The 15,961-nt window shown below is 64.8% G+C and carries 10 protein-coding genes; 9 read left to right on the forward strand and 1 reads right to left on the reverse strand.

Features of this window, described 5'->3' with window-relative positions:
* The first annotated feature begins 88 nt into the window (after positions 1 to 88).
* The 4 genes from aceE to lpdA are packed head-to-tail and all read left to right on the forward strand — an operon-like array spanning position 89 to position 6,904.
* A complete protein-coding gene (gene aceE / locus QTI05_RS23030) occupies positions 89 to 2,803 on the forward strand; it encodes a pyruvate dehydrogenase (acetyl-transferring), homodimeric type (RefSeq protein WP_286542984.1) in 2,715 nt (904 codons plus the stop codon).
* 32 nt (positions 2,804 to 2,835) lie between these two features.
* A complete protein-coding gene (gene aceF / locus QTI05_RS23035; protein ID WP_286619745.1) occupies positions 2,836 to 4,500 on the forward strand; it encodes a dihydrolipoyllysine-residue acetyltransferase in 1,665 nt (554 codons plus the stop codon).
* The gene (locus tag QTI05_RS23040) at positions 4,497 to 5,087 is read left to right on the forward strand and encodes an Ntn hydrolase family protein (RefSeq protein WP_286542988.1); all 591 of its coding nucleotides are present in this window, start codon (positions 4,497 to 4,499) and stop codon (positions 5,085 to 5,087) included. Before aceF ends, QTI05_RS23040 begins: the two co-directional genes overlap by 4 nt.
* Complete coding sequence (gene lpdA / locus QTI05_RS23045) at positions 5,084 to 6,904, forward strand: dihydrolipoyl dehydrogenase (protein ID WP_286619746.1); 1,821 nt, start codon at positions 5,084 to 5,086, stop codon at positions 6,902 to 6,904. Before QTI05_RS23040 ends, lpdA begins: the two co-directional genes overlap by 4 nt.
* 89 nt (positions 6,905 to 6,993) lie before the next feature.
* Here lpdA and QTI05_RS23050 read toward each other — a convergent pair whose 3' ends face one another.
* The gene (locus QTI05_RS23050; RefSeq protein ID WP_286543617.1) at positions 6,994 to 7,548 is read right to left on the reverse strand and encodes a C40 family peptidase; all 555 of its coding nucleotides are present in this window, start codon (positions 7,546 to 7,548) and stop codon (positions 6,994 to 6,996) included.
* A 233-nt stretch (positions 7,549 to 7,781) separates the two neighbouring features.
* Between QTI05_RS23050 and QTI05_RS23055 the strand changes: the two genes are divergently transcribed.
* The 5 genes from QTI05_RS23055 to odhB all read left to right on the forward strand — a co-directional run bounded on the left by QTI05_RS23055 (position 7,782) and on the right by odhB (position 15,873).
* A complete protein-coding gene (locus QTI05_RS23055) occupies positions 7,782 to 8,909 on the forward strand; it encodes a PQQ-dependent sugar dehydrogenase (protein ID WP_286619747.1) in 1,128 nt (375 codons plus the stop codon).
* A gap of 66 nt (positions 8,910 to 8,975) precedes the next feature.
* Positions 8,976 to 9,581 carry an isochorismatase family protein gene (locus QTI05_RS23060; protein WP_286542992.1) on the forward strand — a complete coding sequence of 202 codons (606 nt, stop codon included), beginning with the start codon at positions 8,976 to 8,978 and terminating at the stop codon, positions 9,579 to 9,581.
* A 15-nt stretch (positions 9,582 to 9,596) separates the two neighbouring features.
* The gene (locus tag QTI05_RS23065; protein ID WP_286542994.1) at positions 9,597 to 11,507 is read left to right on the forward strand and encodes a propionate--CoA ligase; all 1,911 of its coding nucleotides are present in this window, start codon (positions 9,597 to 9,599) and stop codon (positions 11,505 to 11,507) included.
* 169 nt (positions 11,508 to 11,676) lie between these two features.
* Positions 11,677 to 14,550 (forward strand): 2-oxoglutarate dehydrogenase E1 component, encoded by a 2,874-nt coding sequence (locus QTI05_RS23070; protein ID WP_286542995.1) that lies wholly within the window; start codon positions 11,677 to 11,679, stop codon positions 14,548 to 14,550.
* Positions 14,551 to 14,601: 51 nt separating this feature from the next.
* The gene (gene odhB, locus QTI05_RS23075) at positions 14,602 to 15,873 is read left to right on the forward strand and encodes a 2-oxoglutarate dehydrogenase complex dihydrolipoyllysine-residue succinyltransferase (protein ID WP_286619749.1); all 1,272 of its coding nucleotides are present in this window, start codon (positions 14,602 to 14,604) and stop codon (positions 15,871 to 15,873) included.
* The last annotated feature ends 88 nt before the right edge of the window (positions 15,874 to 15,961 follow it).

Here is a 15,961-nt window from a genome sequence, read left to right on the forward strand (position 1 = left end):
TTGAAATCTCTAAAAATTTGTGCGAAACTGCCGCGCGATGCAAACCCGGCGGTAAATTGCTGCCATCCACATCCAGGAGACAAACAACATGTCGGCAAATCCCGAGAATCTTTTTGGCTCGGCCGCGAACGACGCGGACAGGCAGGAAACGCGTGAATGGATGGACGCACTGTCCGCCGTGATCCAGAGCGAGGGCCCGGAGCGCGCCCACTTCCTGCTCGAGCAACTGCTCGAACATGCGCGCCAGAACAGCATCGACATGCCGTTCTCGGCCAACACCGGCTACGTCAACACCATCGAGCCCGACCAGGAAGCGCGCTGCACCGGCAACATCGAAGTCGAAGAGCGACTGCGCGCCTACATGCGCTGGAATGCGATGGCGATGGTGGTCAAGGCCAACCGCCATCACCCTGTCGATGGGGGCGACCTCGGTGGCCACATCGGCTCGTTCGGCTCGCTGGCCCACATGTTCGGCGCCGGCTTCAACCACTTCTGGCACGCCGAGAGTGAAAACCACGGCGGCGACTGCCTCTACATCCAGGGCCACGTGTCGCCGGGCGTCTATGCGCGCGCCTACCTCGAAGGCCGCCTGACCGAAGAGCAACTGCTGCACTTCCGCCAGGAAGTCGACGGCAAGGGCCTGTCGAGCTACCCGCACCCGAAGCTGATGCCCGAGTTCTGGCAGTTCCCGACCGTGTCGATGGGCCTCGGCCCGCTGATGGCGATCTACCAGGCCCGCTTCCTCAAGTACCTGCACGCCCGCGGCATCGCCAACACCGAGAACCGCAAGGTCTGGGTGTTCTGCGGCGACGGCGAAATGGACGAGGTCGAGTCGCTCGGCGCCATCGGCCTGGCCGCCCGCGAGAACCTCGACAACCTGGTGTTCGTCGTCAATTGCAACCTGCAGCGCCTCGATGGCCCGGTGCGCGGCAACGGCAAGATCGTGCAGGAGCTCGAAGGCGAGTTCCGCGGCTCGGGCTGGAACGTGATCAAGCTGCTGTGGGGCAGCGAATGGGATCCGCTGCTGGCGCGCGACAAGGATGGTGCGCTCAAGAAGCTCATGATGGACACGCTCGACGGCGACTACCAGGCCTTCAAGGCGAACGACGGCGCGTATGTCCGTAAGCATTTCTTCGGCCGCGATCCGCGCACGCTCGAGATGGTTGCCCACATGACGGACGACGAGATCTGGCAGCTCAAGCGCGGCGGCCACGACCCGAAGAAGGTCTATGCAGCGTTCCATGCGGCCGTCAACCACACCGGCCAACCGACGGTGTTGCTGATCAAGACCGTCAAGGGCTTCGGCATGGGCAAGAGCGGCGAGGGCAAGAACAACGTGCACCAGACCAAGAAGCTCACCGACGAAGACATCAAGGCGTTCCGCGACCGCTTCAACATTCCGATTCCCGACAGCCAGCTGGCCGAGATTCCGTTCTACAAGCCGGCCGACGACACGCCCGAAATGCAGTACCTGCACGAGCGCCGCAAGGCGCTGGGCGGTTACCTGCCGCATCGCCGCACCAAGGCCGATGAGAGCTTCACGGTGCCTTCGCTGGAAACCTTCAAGTCGGTGGTCGAGCCCACGGCCGAAGGCCGCGAGATCTCGACCACGCAGGCCTATGTGCGCTTTCTCACGCAGCTGCTGCGCGATCAGGCGCTCGGCCCGCGCGTGGTGCCGATCCTGGTCGACGAAGCGCGCACTTTCGGCATGGAAGGCCTGTTTCGCCAGATCGGCATCTACAACCCCGCAGGACAGCAGTACACCCCGGTCGACAAGGACCAGGTCATGTACTACCGCGAAGACAAGGCCGGCCAGATCCTGCAGGAAGGCATCAACGAAGCCGGCGGCATGGCCAGCTGGATTGCGGCAGCCACGTCGTACAGCACCAACAACCGCATCATGGTGCCGTTCTATGTGTACTACTCGATGTTTGGCTTCCAGCGCATCGGCGACCTGGCCTGGGCGGCCGGCGACATGCAGGCGCGGGGCTTCCTGCTCGGCGGCACCTCGGGGCGCACCACGCTGAACGGCGAAGGCCTGCAGCACGAAGACGGCCACAGCCACATCCTGGCCAACACCATCCCGAACTGCGTCAGCTACGACCCGACCTTCGCGCACGAAGTCGGCGTCATCCTGCACCACGGCCTCAAGCGCATGGTCGAGCGCCAGGAAAACGTCTACTACTACCTGACGCTGCTCAACGAGAACTACCCGATGCCCGGCCTACAGCCCGGCACTGAGGAACAGATCATCAAGGGCATGTACCTGTCCAAGCAGGGGCCGGCTCTGAAGGCCAAGGCGCCGACCGTGCAGCTGCTCGGCAGCGGCACGATCCTGCGCGAGAGCTTCGCGGCGCAGGAACTGCTCGAGAAGGACTGGGGCGTGAGCGCGAGCGTGTGGAGCTGCCCGAGCTTCAACGAACTCACGCGCGACGGCCAGGATGCCGACCGCTGGAACCTGCTGCACCCGACCGACACGCCGCGCGTGCCGTTCATCGCGCAGCAACTCGCTGCCAGCACCGGCCCGGTGGTTGCCTCGACCGACTACATGAAGGCCTATGCCGAGCAGGTGCGTCCGTTCATTCCGAAGGGCCGTACCTACAAGGTGCTGGGCACAGACGGCTTCGGCCGCAGCGACTTCCGCAGCAAGCTGCGCGAGCACTTCGAGATCAACCGCCATTTCATCGTGGTGGCCGCACTCAAGGCACTCAGCGAAGACGGCACGCTGCCGGCCGCCAAAGTGGCTGAAGCGATCAAGAAGTACGGCATCGACGCCGACAAGATCAACCCGCTTTACGCGTAATCATCAACGCCACAAGGCGGGAGACACACAACATGGCAACAGTGGAAGTCAAAGTGCCGGACATCGGCGATTTCGATGAAGTCGCGGTGATCGAGGTGCTGGTGAAGGTGGGCGACACGGTCAAGGCCGAGCAGTCGCTGATCACGGTGGAGTCGGACAAGGCGTCGATGGAAATCCCGTCGAGCACGGCCGGCGTGGTGAAGGAACTCAAGGTCGCCGTTGGCGACAAGGTCAAGGAAGGCTCGGTCGTGCTGGTGGTGGAGGCCGAAGGCGCCGCCGCCGCTCCCGCCCCTGCAGCCGCTGCGGCCCCTGCAGCCGCGCCTGCCCAGGCGGCTGCACCCGTGCCTGCTGCGGCGGCGCCTGCAGCGGCGGCTGGCCCGATCGACGTCAAGGTGCCGGACATCGGCGACTTCAAGGACGTGGCCGTCATCGAAATCCTGGTCAAGGCCGGCGACACGATCAAGGTCGAGCAGTCGTTGATCACGGTCGAGTCGGACAAGGCGTCGATGGAGATTCCCTCGTCCGCCGCCGGCGTGCTGAAAGAGCTCAAGGTCAAGGTCGGCGACACGGTCAACATCGGCGATCTGATCGCGGTGATCGAAGGCTCGGGCGGCGGTGCTGCGGCACCCGCGGCCGCACCGGCCCAGGCTGCAGCCGCGCCTGCGCCGGCCACCGCATCGGCTCCCGCTGCTGCGGCGCCGGCGGCGTCCGCAGCAGCAGCGCCTGCTGCGCACCAGCCGACGGTGGCTCCCAGCGCCGGTCTGCCGCACGCATCCCCCTCCGTGCGCAAGTTCGCGCGTGAGCTCGGCGTGCCGCTGGAAGAGGTCAAGGGTTCGGGGCCGAAGGGGCGCATCACGCAGGAAGACGTCCAGGGCTTCACCCGCGCCGTGATGAGCGGCCAGTCCAGCACCAAGGCGGCCGGCGCGAAGGCACCGGCGGGCGGCGGCGGTGCCGATGGTGCGGCGCTGGGCCTGATCCCCTGGCCCAAGGTCGACTTCACGAAGTTCGGCAGCGTCGAGCGCAAGGATCTGTCGCGCATCAAGAAGCTCAGCGGTGCCAACCTGCACCGCAACTGGGTGATGATCCCGCACGTCACGAATAACGACGAGGCTGACATTACCGAGCTCGAGGCTTTCCGCGTCTCCACCAACAAGGAGAACGAGAAGTCCGGCGTCAAGGTGACGATGCTGGCCTTCGTGATCAAGGCGGTGGTGGCGGCGCTGAAGAAGTTCCCGGATTTCAATGCCAGCCTGGACGGCGACACGCTGGTCTATAAGCAGTACTACAACGTTGGCTTCGCGGCCGACACGCCCAACGGGCTCGTGGTGCCGGTGCTGAAAGATGCCGACAAGAAGGGCATCCTGCAGATCAGCGTGGAAATGGGCGAACTCGCCAAGAAGGCGCGCGACGGCAAGCTGGGCTCGGCCGACATGCAGGGTGGATGCATGTCGATCAGCTCGCTCGGCGGCATCGGCGGCACGCACTTCACGCCCATCATCAATGCGCCCGAAGTCGCCATTCTGGGCCTGTCCAAGGGCCAGATGAAGCCGGTATGGGACGGCAAGCAGTTCGTGCCGCGCCTGACGCTGCCGCTGTCGCTGTCGTACGACCACCGGGTGATTGACGGAGCTTTGGCGGCGCGCTTCAACGCGTACCTGGGGCAGGTGCTCGCCGACTACCGCCGCATCCTGCTATGACCACGGTGGTGGCCGCCCGCAAGGGCGGCCAGGTGGCAATGGTGGCCGACTCGCTCGTGACCTTCGGGGACACGCGCATGTCGCAGCGCATGGAGGCCAACCGCAAGATGTTCAAGGTCGACGATGCGGCCGGACAAAGCGTGATGGCGGTGGCCGGCTCGGCCGCGCACTTCCCTGCGTTGCGGCATGCGCTGGCCAGCATCTCGCGCGAGGAGCTGCGCCTGGGCAGCAAGGACGAGGTGTACCGCACCTTTCTGCAGTTGCATCCGGTGCTGAAGGACTCGTTCTTCCTGCAGACCAAGGAAGACGAGCACGAGCCCTACGAATCGAGCCAGTTCACCGTGTTGCTGGCCAACCCGAGCGGCATCTACGGCATCTACAGCTACCGCGAAGTGTTCGAGTTCAAGGAGTTCTGGGGCATCGGCTCCGGACGCAGCTTTGCACTCGGCGCCATGCATGCGGCTTACCCCAAGGCGCGCAGTGCGCTGGAAGTCGCGCAGGCCGGCATCGCCGCGGCTTGCGAATTCGATCGCAATTCGGCCGAACCGGTCGACGTTCTCACACTCAAACTCAAGGTGTCCAAATGAGCGAACAACAAATTCAGGTGCCCGACATCGGTGACTTCGACGAAGTCGCGGTGATCGAGGTGCTGGTGAAGCCAGGCGACACGGTCAAGGTCGAGCAATCGCTGATCACGGTCGAATCGGACAAGGCCTCGATGGAAATCCCGTCATCGGCAGCAGGCGTGGTCAAGGCGCTGGCGGTGAAAGTCGGCGACAAGGTCAAGCAAGGCTCGGTGGTGCTGACGCTGGAAGTCGATGGCGCCGTGGCGCCCGCTGCTGCGCCGGCAGCAGCCCGCGCGCCGGCCGCCGCAGCAGCGAAACCGGCCGCAGCGCCGCCCCCGGCGCCGGCCCCCGCAGCTGCATCGAGTTATGGCGGCGCGGTCGATGTCGAATGTGATGTGGTTGTTCTCGGCGCTGGCCCCGGCGGTTATTCGGCCGCCTTCCGCGCGGCCGACCTCGGCCTCAAGGTGGTGCTGGTCGAGCGCTACGCGACGCTCGGCGGCGTTTGCCTGAACGTCGGCTGCATTCCATCGAAGGCGCTGCTGCACGTTGCGTCGGTGATGGACGAGGTCAAGCACTTCGAGTCGCTTGGCGTCACGTTCGCAGCGCCGACGGTCGACCGCGCCAAGCTGCTGGGCCACAAGAACAAGGTGGTGGGCAAGCTCACCGGCGGCCTGACCGCGATGGCCAAGATGCGCAAGGTGACCGTGGTGCGCGGCGTCGGCAATTTCATCGACCCGTACCACCTCGAGGTGGAAGAAACCTCGGGCACGAGCTGGGACACGACCGGCAAGAAGCAGGTCGTCAAGTTCCGCAACGCCATCATCGCGGCTGGCTCGCAGTCGGTCAGCCTGCCGTTCATGCCGAAGGACGATCCGCGCATCGTCGACTCCACGGGCGCGCTCGAGATGGGCACCGACCCGAAGCGCATGCTGATCCTGGGCGGCGGCATCATCGGCCTCGAAATGGGCACGGTGTATTCGACCCTCGGCGCACGGCTCGACGTGGTCGAAATGCTCGACGGCCTGATGCAGGGCGCCGACCGTGACCTGGTCAAGGTCTGGCAGAAGATGAACACGCCGCGCTTCGACAACATCATGCTCAAGACCAAGACCGTGGGCGCCGAAGCGACCAAGGAAGGCATCAAGGTCACGTTCGAGGGTGAACAGGCGCCGAAAGAGCCGCAGGTCTACGACCTGGTTTTGCAGGCCGTGGGCCGCAGCCCGAACGGCAAGAAGATCAGCGCCGAGAAGGCCGGCGTGGCCGTGACGGATCGCGGCTTCATCAACGTCGACATCCAGATGCGCACCAACGTGCCGCACATCTTCGCGATCGGCGACATCGTCGGCCAGCCGATGCTGGCGCACAAGGCGGTGCATGAGGCGCACGTGGCGGCCGAGGTCATCGCGGGCGAGCAGAAGGGCGACAAGGAACTGTCCAGCGCCGCCTTCAACGCCCGCGTGATCCCGAGCGTGGCCTACACCGACCCCGAGGTGGCGTGGGTCGGCCTCACCGAAGACCAGGCCAAGGCCGAAGGCATCAAGGTCAAGAAGGGCCACTTTCCGTGGACGGCTTCCGGCCGCGCCATCGCCAATGGCCGCGACGAAGGCTTCACAAAGCTGCTGTTCGACGCCGAGACGCATCGCATCCTGGGTGGCGGCATCGTCGGCACCCATGCGGGCGACATGATCGGAGAGATCGCGCTGGCCATCGAGATGGGCGCGGACGAAGTCGACATCGGCAAGACCATCCATCCGCATCCGACGCTGGGCGAGAGCATCGGCATGGCGGCGGAAGTGGCGCACGGCACCTGCACCGATCTGCCGCCTTCAAAGCGTTGAACCTGCAGGCGCAGCAGTGCCGCCCATGAAAAAACCCGCCGCCGGCGGGTTTTTTCATGGGGGCGGTCGATGACCGCGCTGCCGTGGGTTCAGTCGCCAGCCTTGGCGGACGGCCCCTGCGCCGCTTCGACCCGGCGCGCGCCATTGAAGCGTCTTTGCCAGTAGCTGCCCGTCATGTCTTCGACGCGCACTTCCGCGCCGGGTTTCGGAGAATGGATGAACTTGCCTTCGCCGACGTAGATGCCGACATGGCTGAATGCGCGCCGCATGGTGTTGAAGAAAACCAGATCACCCGGCTTCATGTCGGCGCGCGCCACCGGCTGGGTGGCTGCGGCCTGCTCTTCAGCGCGACGCGGCAGCACGAGGCCGACCGTCTGGTTGTACATGGCGCGGACGAAGCCGCTGCAATCGAACCCCGTTTCGGCGGTGTTGCCGCCGCGGCGGTAGGGAACACCGAGAAATCCGATGGCGCTCACCACGAGTTCGGAGGTGCGGTCGGTCACCGTCTGGCGAACTTGATCGAGTTGCCCGATCAAACCCTTGTCGCCAAGCACGCGTTCCATGTCGTCTGAGCGTTCCTGGTGCGGCGCAGCATGCGCTGCGAAGGCAAGGAGGAGGGAAGCGGGTAAGACGAAAAAACGCATGGTGCGTAGGATATTGATGACAAACAGTGATGTCAATTTCATGCGAGTTCGCGATTTTGCATGTAAGTGCTTGTCCTGCATATGTTTTTTTTAAAATTCGTTATGTGATATGTAAAGATGCACCGATTCGGATCGCGCCCTGTCACGGCGATGTAATCCGAAAGTTTGTTAAACAGCTTCAATGGCTTGCAACGGGTCTTTAACTTCCGACTTCACAAACCTGAGGAACGGCAATGCATAGCAAATTCGGGGCCCGTTGGTGGTGCACGCGGGCCGGCTGGCTCATTGCGGGTGTTTGCTGCGGTGCAATAGCTGCACCGCGACCGGTCATTCTGGTCAGCGGGTTCGACCATCCGTGGGGCGTGAGTTTTCTGCCCGAAGGCAGATTCCTGGTGACGGAACGACCGGGGCGGCTGCGCGTGGTCGAGGCCGACGGCAAGCTCGGCGCCGCTGTCACGGGCCTGCCGGCCATTGCGGCCGGAGGCCAGGGCGGCCTGCTCGACGTGCTGGTCGACTCGGCGTTTGTGCGAAACCGCACCGTGTACTTCTGTTTTTCGGAGCCCGAGGCGGGCGGCGGCAGTGCCAACAGCACCGCGCTGGCAAGCGCGCAGCTGTCGGCCGACCGCAGCCGGCTGGAGGGCTTGAAGATCCTTTTCAGCCAGAAGCCCAAGTTCGCCAGCCGCTCGCACTTCGGCTGCCGCATCGTCGAGTCCGGCGACGGCAACCTGTTTCTCACGCTCGGCGACCGCTTCAGCCGCAAGGAAGATGCGCAGACGCTCGACAACCACCACGGCAAGGTGATCCGCATCCGGAAAGACGGCACGGTGCCGAACGACAACCCCTTTGTGGGCAAGGCCGGCGCGCTGCCCGAGATCTGGAGCTACGGCCATCGCAACGGCCAGGGCGCTGCACTCGCGTCGGACGGCCGTTTCTGGATGACCGAGCACGGGCCGCAGGGCGGCGACGAGATCAACGTGGCGCAAGCCGGTCGCAACTACGGGTGGCCGGTGATCACCTATGGCGAGAACTACGGCGGCGGCAAGATCGGCGATGGCCTGACCGCGAAAGACGGCATGGAGCAGCCGCTGCATTACTGGGTTCCTTCGATCGCGCCCTCGGGCATGACCTTTCTCACGAGCGATCGCTACGGCGCCGGCTGGAAGGGCAACCTGTTCGTCGGCTCGCTGAAATTCGGCTATCTGGACCGCATCGAGCTCAAAAATGGCAAGGTCGTGGCCGAGCACAAGCTGCTGCAGGAGGGCCGGGCGCGGATCCGCGACGTCAAGCAGGGGCCGGACGGGCTGCTGTACGTGCTGACCGATGAATCGAACGGCCAGCTGATCCGTTTGATGCCGGATTGATCGGGCGGCCGGCGCGACCTGTTCGGTGGTACGGTCTAGCCCCCGTTTCAAAAGACACCCGCTCCCATGCTGCTCGACGCCTCCCAATCCCAACTCGTGCTGGTCGACTACCAGGCACGTCTGATGCCGGCGATCTTCGAAGGCGATGCGGCCGCGGCCAATGCGGTGCGGCTCGGCCAGCTTGCAAAACTGGTCGACGTGCCGGTGTTCGGTACCGAACAGAACCCGTCGAAGCTCGGCGAGAACCTGGCCGCGATTCGCGCCCTGTGCCAGCGCACCTTGTCCAAAATGCATTTCAGCGCCGTGGAAGAGGGCCTGGGCGAATGGCTGCGCGTGCCGGCCAAAGCGGCGCCGCAAGGAAACGCGCGCAGCCTGCCCAAGCATCTGCAGAAGCCGCCGGCTGCGGCCGAAGAGCGCAACACCATCGTCATTGCAGGCTGCGAAGCCCATGTCTGCCTGCTGCAGACCGCGCTCGACTTGCTGGAAGACGAGTTCGAAGTCTGGGTCGTGACCGACGCCTGCAGTTCGCGCACCGAGCGCAACCGGGACGCCGCGTTCGACCGCCTGGCCGGTGCCGGCGCCGAACTCGTGACCACCGAGATGGTCGGCTTCGAGTGGTTGCGCAGTGCCGAGCATCCCGCGTTCCGCGAATTCCAGGCGCTGATCCGCTAGTCAGGAGACAACTGCATGGGTGCCTACAGCGACTTCTACCGCCGTTCCGTCGATGACGCCGAGGCTTTCTGGGCCGAGCAGGCGAATCTGATCGACTGGCAGACGCCTCCGCGGCAAATCCTCGATGCAAGTCGCCCGCCGTTCGCGAACTGGTTCGTCGGTGGCACCACCAATCTCTGCCACAACGCGGTCGACCGGCACCTGGCTGCGCGCGGCGACCAACCGGCGCTGATCTTCGTCTCGACCGAAACCGGCGTCGAACGCAGCTACAGCTTCGCCGAACTGCATGCCGAGGTTCAGCGCGTGGCTGCGAGCCTGATCGAACTCGGCGTAGGGCAGGGCGACCGCGTGCTGATCTACATGCCGATGATTCCCGAGGCAGCGTTCGCCATGCTGGCCTGTGCGCGCATCGGCGCGATCCACTGCGTTGTGTTCGGCGGCTTCGCGAGCGGCTCCCTCGCCTCGCGCATCGAGGATGCCGAGCCCAAGGTGGTCGTCAGCGCCGATGCAGGCTCGCGCGGCGGCAAGGTGCTTGCCTACAAGCCGTTGCTGGACGAGGCCATCCGGCTGTCGAAACACAAGCCCGCCAGCGTGCTGCTGGCCGACCGTGGCCTGGCCGCCATGGAGTTGGTGGCGGGCCGCGACCATCTGATGGCCGCCCTGGCCCGCAAACACCTGAACGCCGTGGTGCCCTGCGTCTGGCTGGAATCGACCGCCATCAGCTACACCATCTACACCAGTGGCACCACCGGCAGGCCGAAGGGCGTGCAGCGCGACACCGGCGGCTATGCGGTGGCGCTGGCGGCCAGCATGCAGCACATCTTCGACGGTCGGGCCGGCGAAACCTACTTCTCGACCAGCGACATCGGCTGGGTCGTGGGCCACAGCTATATCGTCTACGGGCCGCTGATCGCCGGCATGGCGACCCTCATGTATGAGGGCTTGCCCACCCAAGGGCTGGATCGGCAGCCGGATGGCGGCATCTGGTGGCGCCTGGTCGAAAAGTACAAGGTCACCGTGATGTTCAGCGCCCCGACCGCGGTGCGCGTGCTCAAGAAGCAGGATCCGGCGCTGCTGAAGAAATACGACCTGTCGAGCCTGCGCGCGCTCTTCCTGGCCGGCGAGCCACTGGACGAGCCGACCGCGCGCTGGATCAGCGACGGGCTCGGCGTGCCGATCATCGACAACTACTGGCAGACCGAATCGGGCTGGCCGATCATCACCATCGCCAATGGCGTCGAGAAGAAGCCAAGCAAGTTCGGCAGCCCCGGTGTGCCGATGTACGGCTGGCGCGTGAAGATCCTGCACGAGTCGACCGGCGAGGAACTCACCGCGCCCAACCAGAAGGGCGTCGTCGTGATCGAGGGCCCGACACCGCCCGGCTTCATGCAGACCGTCTGGCGCGACGACGCGCGCTTCGTCAACACCTACTGGAACAGCATTCCCGGCAGGATGGTCTACTCGACCTTCGACTGGGGCATCCGCGACGAAGACGGTTACTTCTACATCCTGGGCCGCACCGACGACGTGATCAACGTGGCCGGCCACCGCCTCGGCACGCGCGAGATCGAGGAAAGCATTTCCGGCCATGCCGACGTGGCCGAGGTTGCGGTGGTCGGTGTCGCCGATCCGTTGAAGGGGCAGGTGGCGATGGCCTTCGTCGTGCCCAAGTCGGGCCATGCGGCAACCGATGCCGACGCGGCGCTGAAGCTCGAAGGCGAAATCATGAAGCGCGTCGCGGACCAACTCGGCGCGCTGGCGCGGCCCGCGCGCGTGCGCTTCGTGACAGCGTTGCCCAAGACGCGCAGCGGCAAGCTGTTGCGGCGCGCGATCCAGGCCGTGTGCGAGCAACGCGATCCGGGCGACCTGACCACCATCGACGATCCGGCCTCGCTGCAGCAAATCAGACAATCGATGACGCCTTGAAAGCCTGGTGAAAGGCTCGCATGTTGTGTCACATTCAACGTGGCACAATGCCGGGGTACCTAGGCCCCTTCCCCAGCCACAGTCGCATCCGCCAATCGGTTCAGCCGTGTCGCGGAAGGTTTCTTGAACCAGCTAGTGCTTCCTCCAGGGAAGCGAAGGTCAGCGCAATATGAGCAACTCGACGCCGTCGGCGTACCAAGCCTATCAGGGCAATACCTACCTCTTCGGCGGCAATGCGCCCTATGTCGAAGAGATGTACGAAAACTACCTCGCCAATCCGGGCAGCGTGCCTGACAACTGGCGCTCGTATTTCGACGCACTCCAGAACGTGCCCGCCACCGACGGCAGCAACACCAAGGACGTGGCGCACCTGCCGGTGATCAACGCCTTCGCCGAGCGCGCCAAGCAGGGCACCACGCGTGTGGTGCAGGCCAGCGGTGCCGACTCCGAACTCGGCCGCAAGCGTACCGCGGTGCAGCAACTGATCGCCGCCTACCGCAACGTCGGCGCCCGCTGGGCCGATCTCGATCCGCTCAAGCGCACCGAGCGGCCGTCCATTCCCGAACTCGAGCCCTCGTTCTACGGCTTTGCCGACGCCGATCTCGAAACGGTGTTCAACACCAGCAACACCTTTTTCGGCCGCGAAACGATGTCGCTGCGCGACCTGTTGAACGCCCTGCATGAAACGTACTGCGGCACGATGGGCGCCGAGTACATGTACACGACCGACCAGAACCAGAAGCGCTGGTGGCAGCAAAAGCTCGAGAGCGCGCGCACCAACCCGCAACTGAGCGTCGAGCAGAAGAAGCATGTGCTGAACCGCCTGACCGCCGCCGAAGGCCTCGAGCGCTTCCTTCACACCAAGTACGTCGGCCAGAAGCGTTTTTCGCTGGAAGGCGGCGAAAGTTTCATCGTTGCGATGGACGAGCTGATCAACCAGGCCGGCGCCAACGGCGTGCAGGAAATCGTGATCGGCATGGCCCACCGCGGCCGCCTCAACGTGCTGGTCAACACGCTCGGCAAGATGCCGGCCGACCTGTTCGCCGAGTTCGACCACACCGCACCCGAAGACCTGCCGAGCGGCGACGTCAAGTACCACCAGGGCTTCAGCTCGGACGTGACCACGCCCGGCGGCCCGGTGCATTTGAGCCTCGCGTTCAACCCGTCCCACCTCGAAATCGTGAACCCCGTGGTCGAAGGCTCGGTGCGCGCGCGCATGGACCGTCGCGGCGACACGGAAGGCGACTCGGTGCTGCCGATCATCGTGCACGGCGACGCGGCCTTTGCCGGCCAGGGCGTCGTGATGGAAACGCTGGCGCTGGCCGAGACCCGCGGCTACTACACCGGCGGCACGGTGCACATCGTCATCAACAACCAGATCGGTTTCACCACCAGCGACCCGCGCGACAGCCGCTCGACGCTGTACTGCTCGGACATCGTCAAGATGATCGAGGCGCCGGTGCTGCACGTGAACGGCGACGACCCCGAAGCCGTGGTGCTGTGCACGCAGCTCGCATTGCAGTACCGCCAGGAATTCAACAAGGACGTGGTGGTCGACATCGTCTGCTTCCGCAAGCTGGGCCACAACGAGCAGGACACCCCCTCGCTCACCCAGCCGCTGATGTACAAGAAGATCGCCCAGCATCCCGGCACCCGCAAGCTCTACGCCGACAAGCTGGCCGCGCAAGGGCTGGGCGACACGCTCGGCGACGACATGGTCAAGGCGCAGCGCGCCGCCTTCGACGAAGGCAAGAACACCATCGATCCGGTGCTCACCAACTTCAAGAGCAAGTACGCGGTCGACTGGACGCCCTTCCTCAACAAGAAGTGGACCGACGCCGGCGACACCGCCATTCCGACCGCCGAATGGAAGCGACTGGCCGAGCGCATCACGACCGTGCCGGCCGGCTTCACCGTGCACCCGCTGGTGAAGAAGGTGCTGGACGACCGCGCCGCCATGGGCCGTGGCGACGTCAACATCGACTGGGGCATGGGCGAGCACATGGCTTTCGCCTCGCTGGTGGCCAGCGGCTATCCGGTGCGCCTGTCGGGCGAAGACAGCGGCCGCGGTACCTTCACGCACCGCCACGCCGTGCTGCACGACCAGAACCGCGAAAAGTTCGACGAAGGCACCTACACGCCGCTGCAGAACGTTGCCGACAACCAGGCGCCGTTCGTCGTGATCGATTCGATCCTCTCGGAAGAAGCCGTGCTGGCCTTCGAGTACGGCTATGCCTCGAACGACCCCAACACCTTCGTGATCTGGGAAGCCCAGTTCGGCGATTTCGTCAACGGCGCGCAGGTCGTGATCGACCAGTTCATCGCATCGGGCGAAGTGAAGTGGGGCCGCGTCAACGGCATCACGCTGATGCTGCCGCACGGCTACGAAGGCCAGGGCCCGGAACACAGCTCGGCACGCATCGAACGCTTCATGCAACTGAGCGCCGACACCAACATGCAGGTCTGCCAGCCGACCACGGCCAGCCAGATCTTCCACCTGCTGCGTCGGCAGATGGTGCGCAACCTGCGCAAGCCGCTGATCATCATGACGCCGAAGTCGCTGCTGCGGAACAAGGACGCGACCTCGCCGCTGTCCGAGTTCACCAAGGGCGGTTTCCAGACCGTCATTCCCGACAGCAAGGAGCTCAAGGCGGAGAAGGTCAAGCGCGTGATCGCCTGCTCGGGCAAGGTCTACTACGACCTGGCCAAGAAGCGCGAGGAACGCGGCGGCGACGACGTGGCGATCCTGCGCGTCGAGCAGCTCTATCCGTTCCCGCACAAGGCCTTCGGTGCCGAACTCAAGAAGTACCCGAACCTGGTCGATGTGGTGTGGGCGCAGGACGAGCCGCAGAACCAGGGCGCCTGGTTCTTCGTGCAGCACTACATCCACGAGAACATGCTGGACGGCCAGAAGCTCGGCTACTCCGGCCGTGCCGCGTCGGCCTCGCCGGCTGCCGGCTATTCGCACCTGCACCAGGAACAACAAAAAGCGCTGGTCGACGGCGCGTTCGGCAAGCTCAAGGGCTTCGTGCTGACCAAGTAATTCCAACCTCACGACACAACTTAGAAGCACGCGAAGCGGAGCCAAACTCAAATGTCTATCGTAGAAGTCAAAGTCCCCCAGCTGTCCGAATCGGTGGCCGAAGCCACCATGCTCACCTGGAAGAAGAAGGTCGGCGATGCCATCGCCATCGATGAAATCCTGATCGAAATCGAGACCGACAAGGTCGTGCTCGAGGTGCCGGCGCCCTCGGCCGGCGTGCTGGCCGAGATCGTCCAGCCCGACGGGGCCACGGTACTGGCCGAGCAATTGATCGCGAAGATCGATACCGAAGGCAAGGCCGGCGCCGCGGCGCCTGCTGCAGCCGCGGCACCCGCCGCCGCAGCACCTGCAGCGGCACCTGCCGCAGCCGCTGCTGCCACCGGCGGTTCGAAGTCCGACGTGGCGATGCCGGCAGCTGCCAAGCTGCTGGCCGACAACAAGCTCGGCACCGGCGACGTGGCCGGCTCGGGCAAGGACGGCCGCGTCACCAAGGGCGACGTGCTCGGCGCCGTTGCTGCCGGCGCCACCGCCAAGGCCGCACCGGCACCCGCCGTGGCCGCACCGGCCGCCAAGCCCGCGCTGCAACAGGTCAGCGCACCCACCGGCGCGCCGGATCTGGGTGATCGCCCCGAACAGCGCGTGCCGATGAGCCGCCTGCGGGCGCGCATTGCCGAACGCCTGCTGCAATCGCAGTCGTCCAACGCCATCCTGACGACCTTCAACGAGGTCAACATGGGCCCGGTCATGGAGATGCGCAAGAAGTTCCAGGACGTGTTCACCAAGGAACATGGCGTCAAGATCGGCTTCATGAGCTTCTTCGTGAAGGCCGCCGTGCATGCACTCAAGAAGTACCCGGTGCTGAATGCCTCGGTCGACGGCAACGACGTGCTGTACCACGGTTACTTCGACATCGGCATTGCAGTCGGTTCGCCGCGTGGCCTGGTGGTGCCTATCCTGCGCAATGCCGACCAGATGAGCTTTGCCGACATCGAGAAGAAGATCGCCGAATACGGCAAGAAGGCGCAGGAAGGCAAGCTGGGCATCGAAGAGATGACCGGCGGCACCTTCTCGATCAGCAATGGCGGCACCTTCGGCTCGATGCTGTCGACCCCGATCATCAACCCGCCGCAGTCGGCCATCCTCGGCGTGCACGCCACCAAGGATCGTGCCGTCGTCGAGAACGGCCAGATCGTGATCCGTCCGATGAACTACCTCGCGATGAGCTACGACCACCGCATCATCGACGGCCGCGAAGCCGTGCTGGGCCTGGTCGCGATGAAGGAAGCGCTGGAAGATCCGTCGCGCCTCCTGTTCGATATCTGATCCACCCCCAGTCTTCGCGCACTTCGTGTCGCTTCGCCAACCCCCTGCAAGGGGGCAACACCAGCGGCCCGGCAGAGCCGGTTCCGCG

This window comes from Variovorax fucosicus (assembly GCF_030316825.1).
Taxonomy (GTDB): domain Bacteria; phylum Pseudomonadota; class Gammaproteobacteria; order Burkholderiales; family Burkholderiaceae_C; genus Variovorax; species Variovorax fucosicus.

What these genes read in the sequence shown, in the direction of transcription:
- aceE (WP_286542984.1), top strand. Translation starts at nt 89, where the DNA reads ATGTCGGCAAATCCCGAGAATCTTTTTGGCTCGGCCGCGAACGACGCG.
- QTI05_RS23050 (WP_286543617.1), bottom strand. Translation starts at nt 7,548, where the DNA reads ATGCGTTTTTTCGTCTTACCCGCTTCCCTCCTCCTTGCCTTCGCAGCG.
- aceF (WP_286619745.1), top strand. Translation starts at nt 2,836, where the DNA reads ATGGCAACAGTGGAAGTCAAAGTGCCGGACATCGGCGATTTCGATGAA.
- QTI05_RS23065 (WP_286542994.1), top strand. Translation starts at nt 9,597, where the DNA reads ATGGGTGCCTACAGCGACTTCTACCGCCGTTCCGTCGATGACGCCGAG.
- odhB (WP_286619749.1), top strand. Translation starts at nt 14,602, where the DNA reads ATGTCTATCGTAGAAGTCAAAGTCCCCCAGCTGTCCGAATCGGTGGCC.
- QTI05_RS23040 (WP_286542988.1), top strand. Translation starts at nt 4,497, where the DNA reads ATGACCACGGTGGTGGCCGCCCGCAAGGGCGGCCAGGTGGCAATGGTG.
- QTI05_RS23070 (WP_286542995.1), top strand. Translation starts at nt 11,677, where the DNA reads ATGAGCAACTCGACGCCGTCGGCGTACCAAGCCTATCAGGGCAATACC.
- lpdA (WP_286619746.1), top strand. Translation starts at nt 5,084, where the DNA reads ATGAGCGAACAACAAATTCAGGTGCCCGACATCGGTGACTTCGACGAA.
- QTI05_RS23060 (WP_286542992.1), top strand. Translation starts at nt 8,976, where the DNA reads ATGCTGCTCGACGCCTCCCAATCCCAACTCGTGCTGGTCGACTACCAG.
- QTI05_RS23055 (WP_286619747.1), top strand. Translation starts at nt 7,782, where the DNA reads ATGCATAGCAAATTCGGGGCCCGTTGGTGGTGCACGCGGGCCGGCTGG.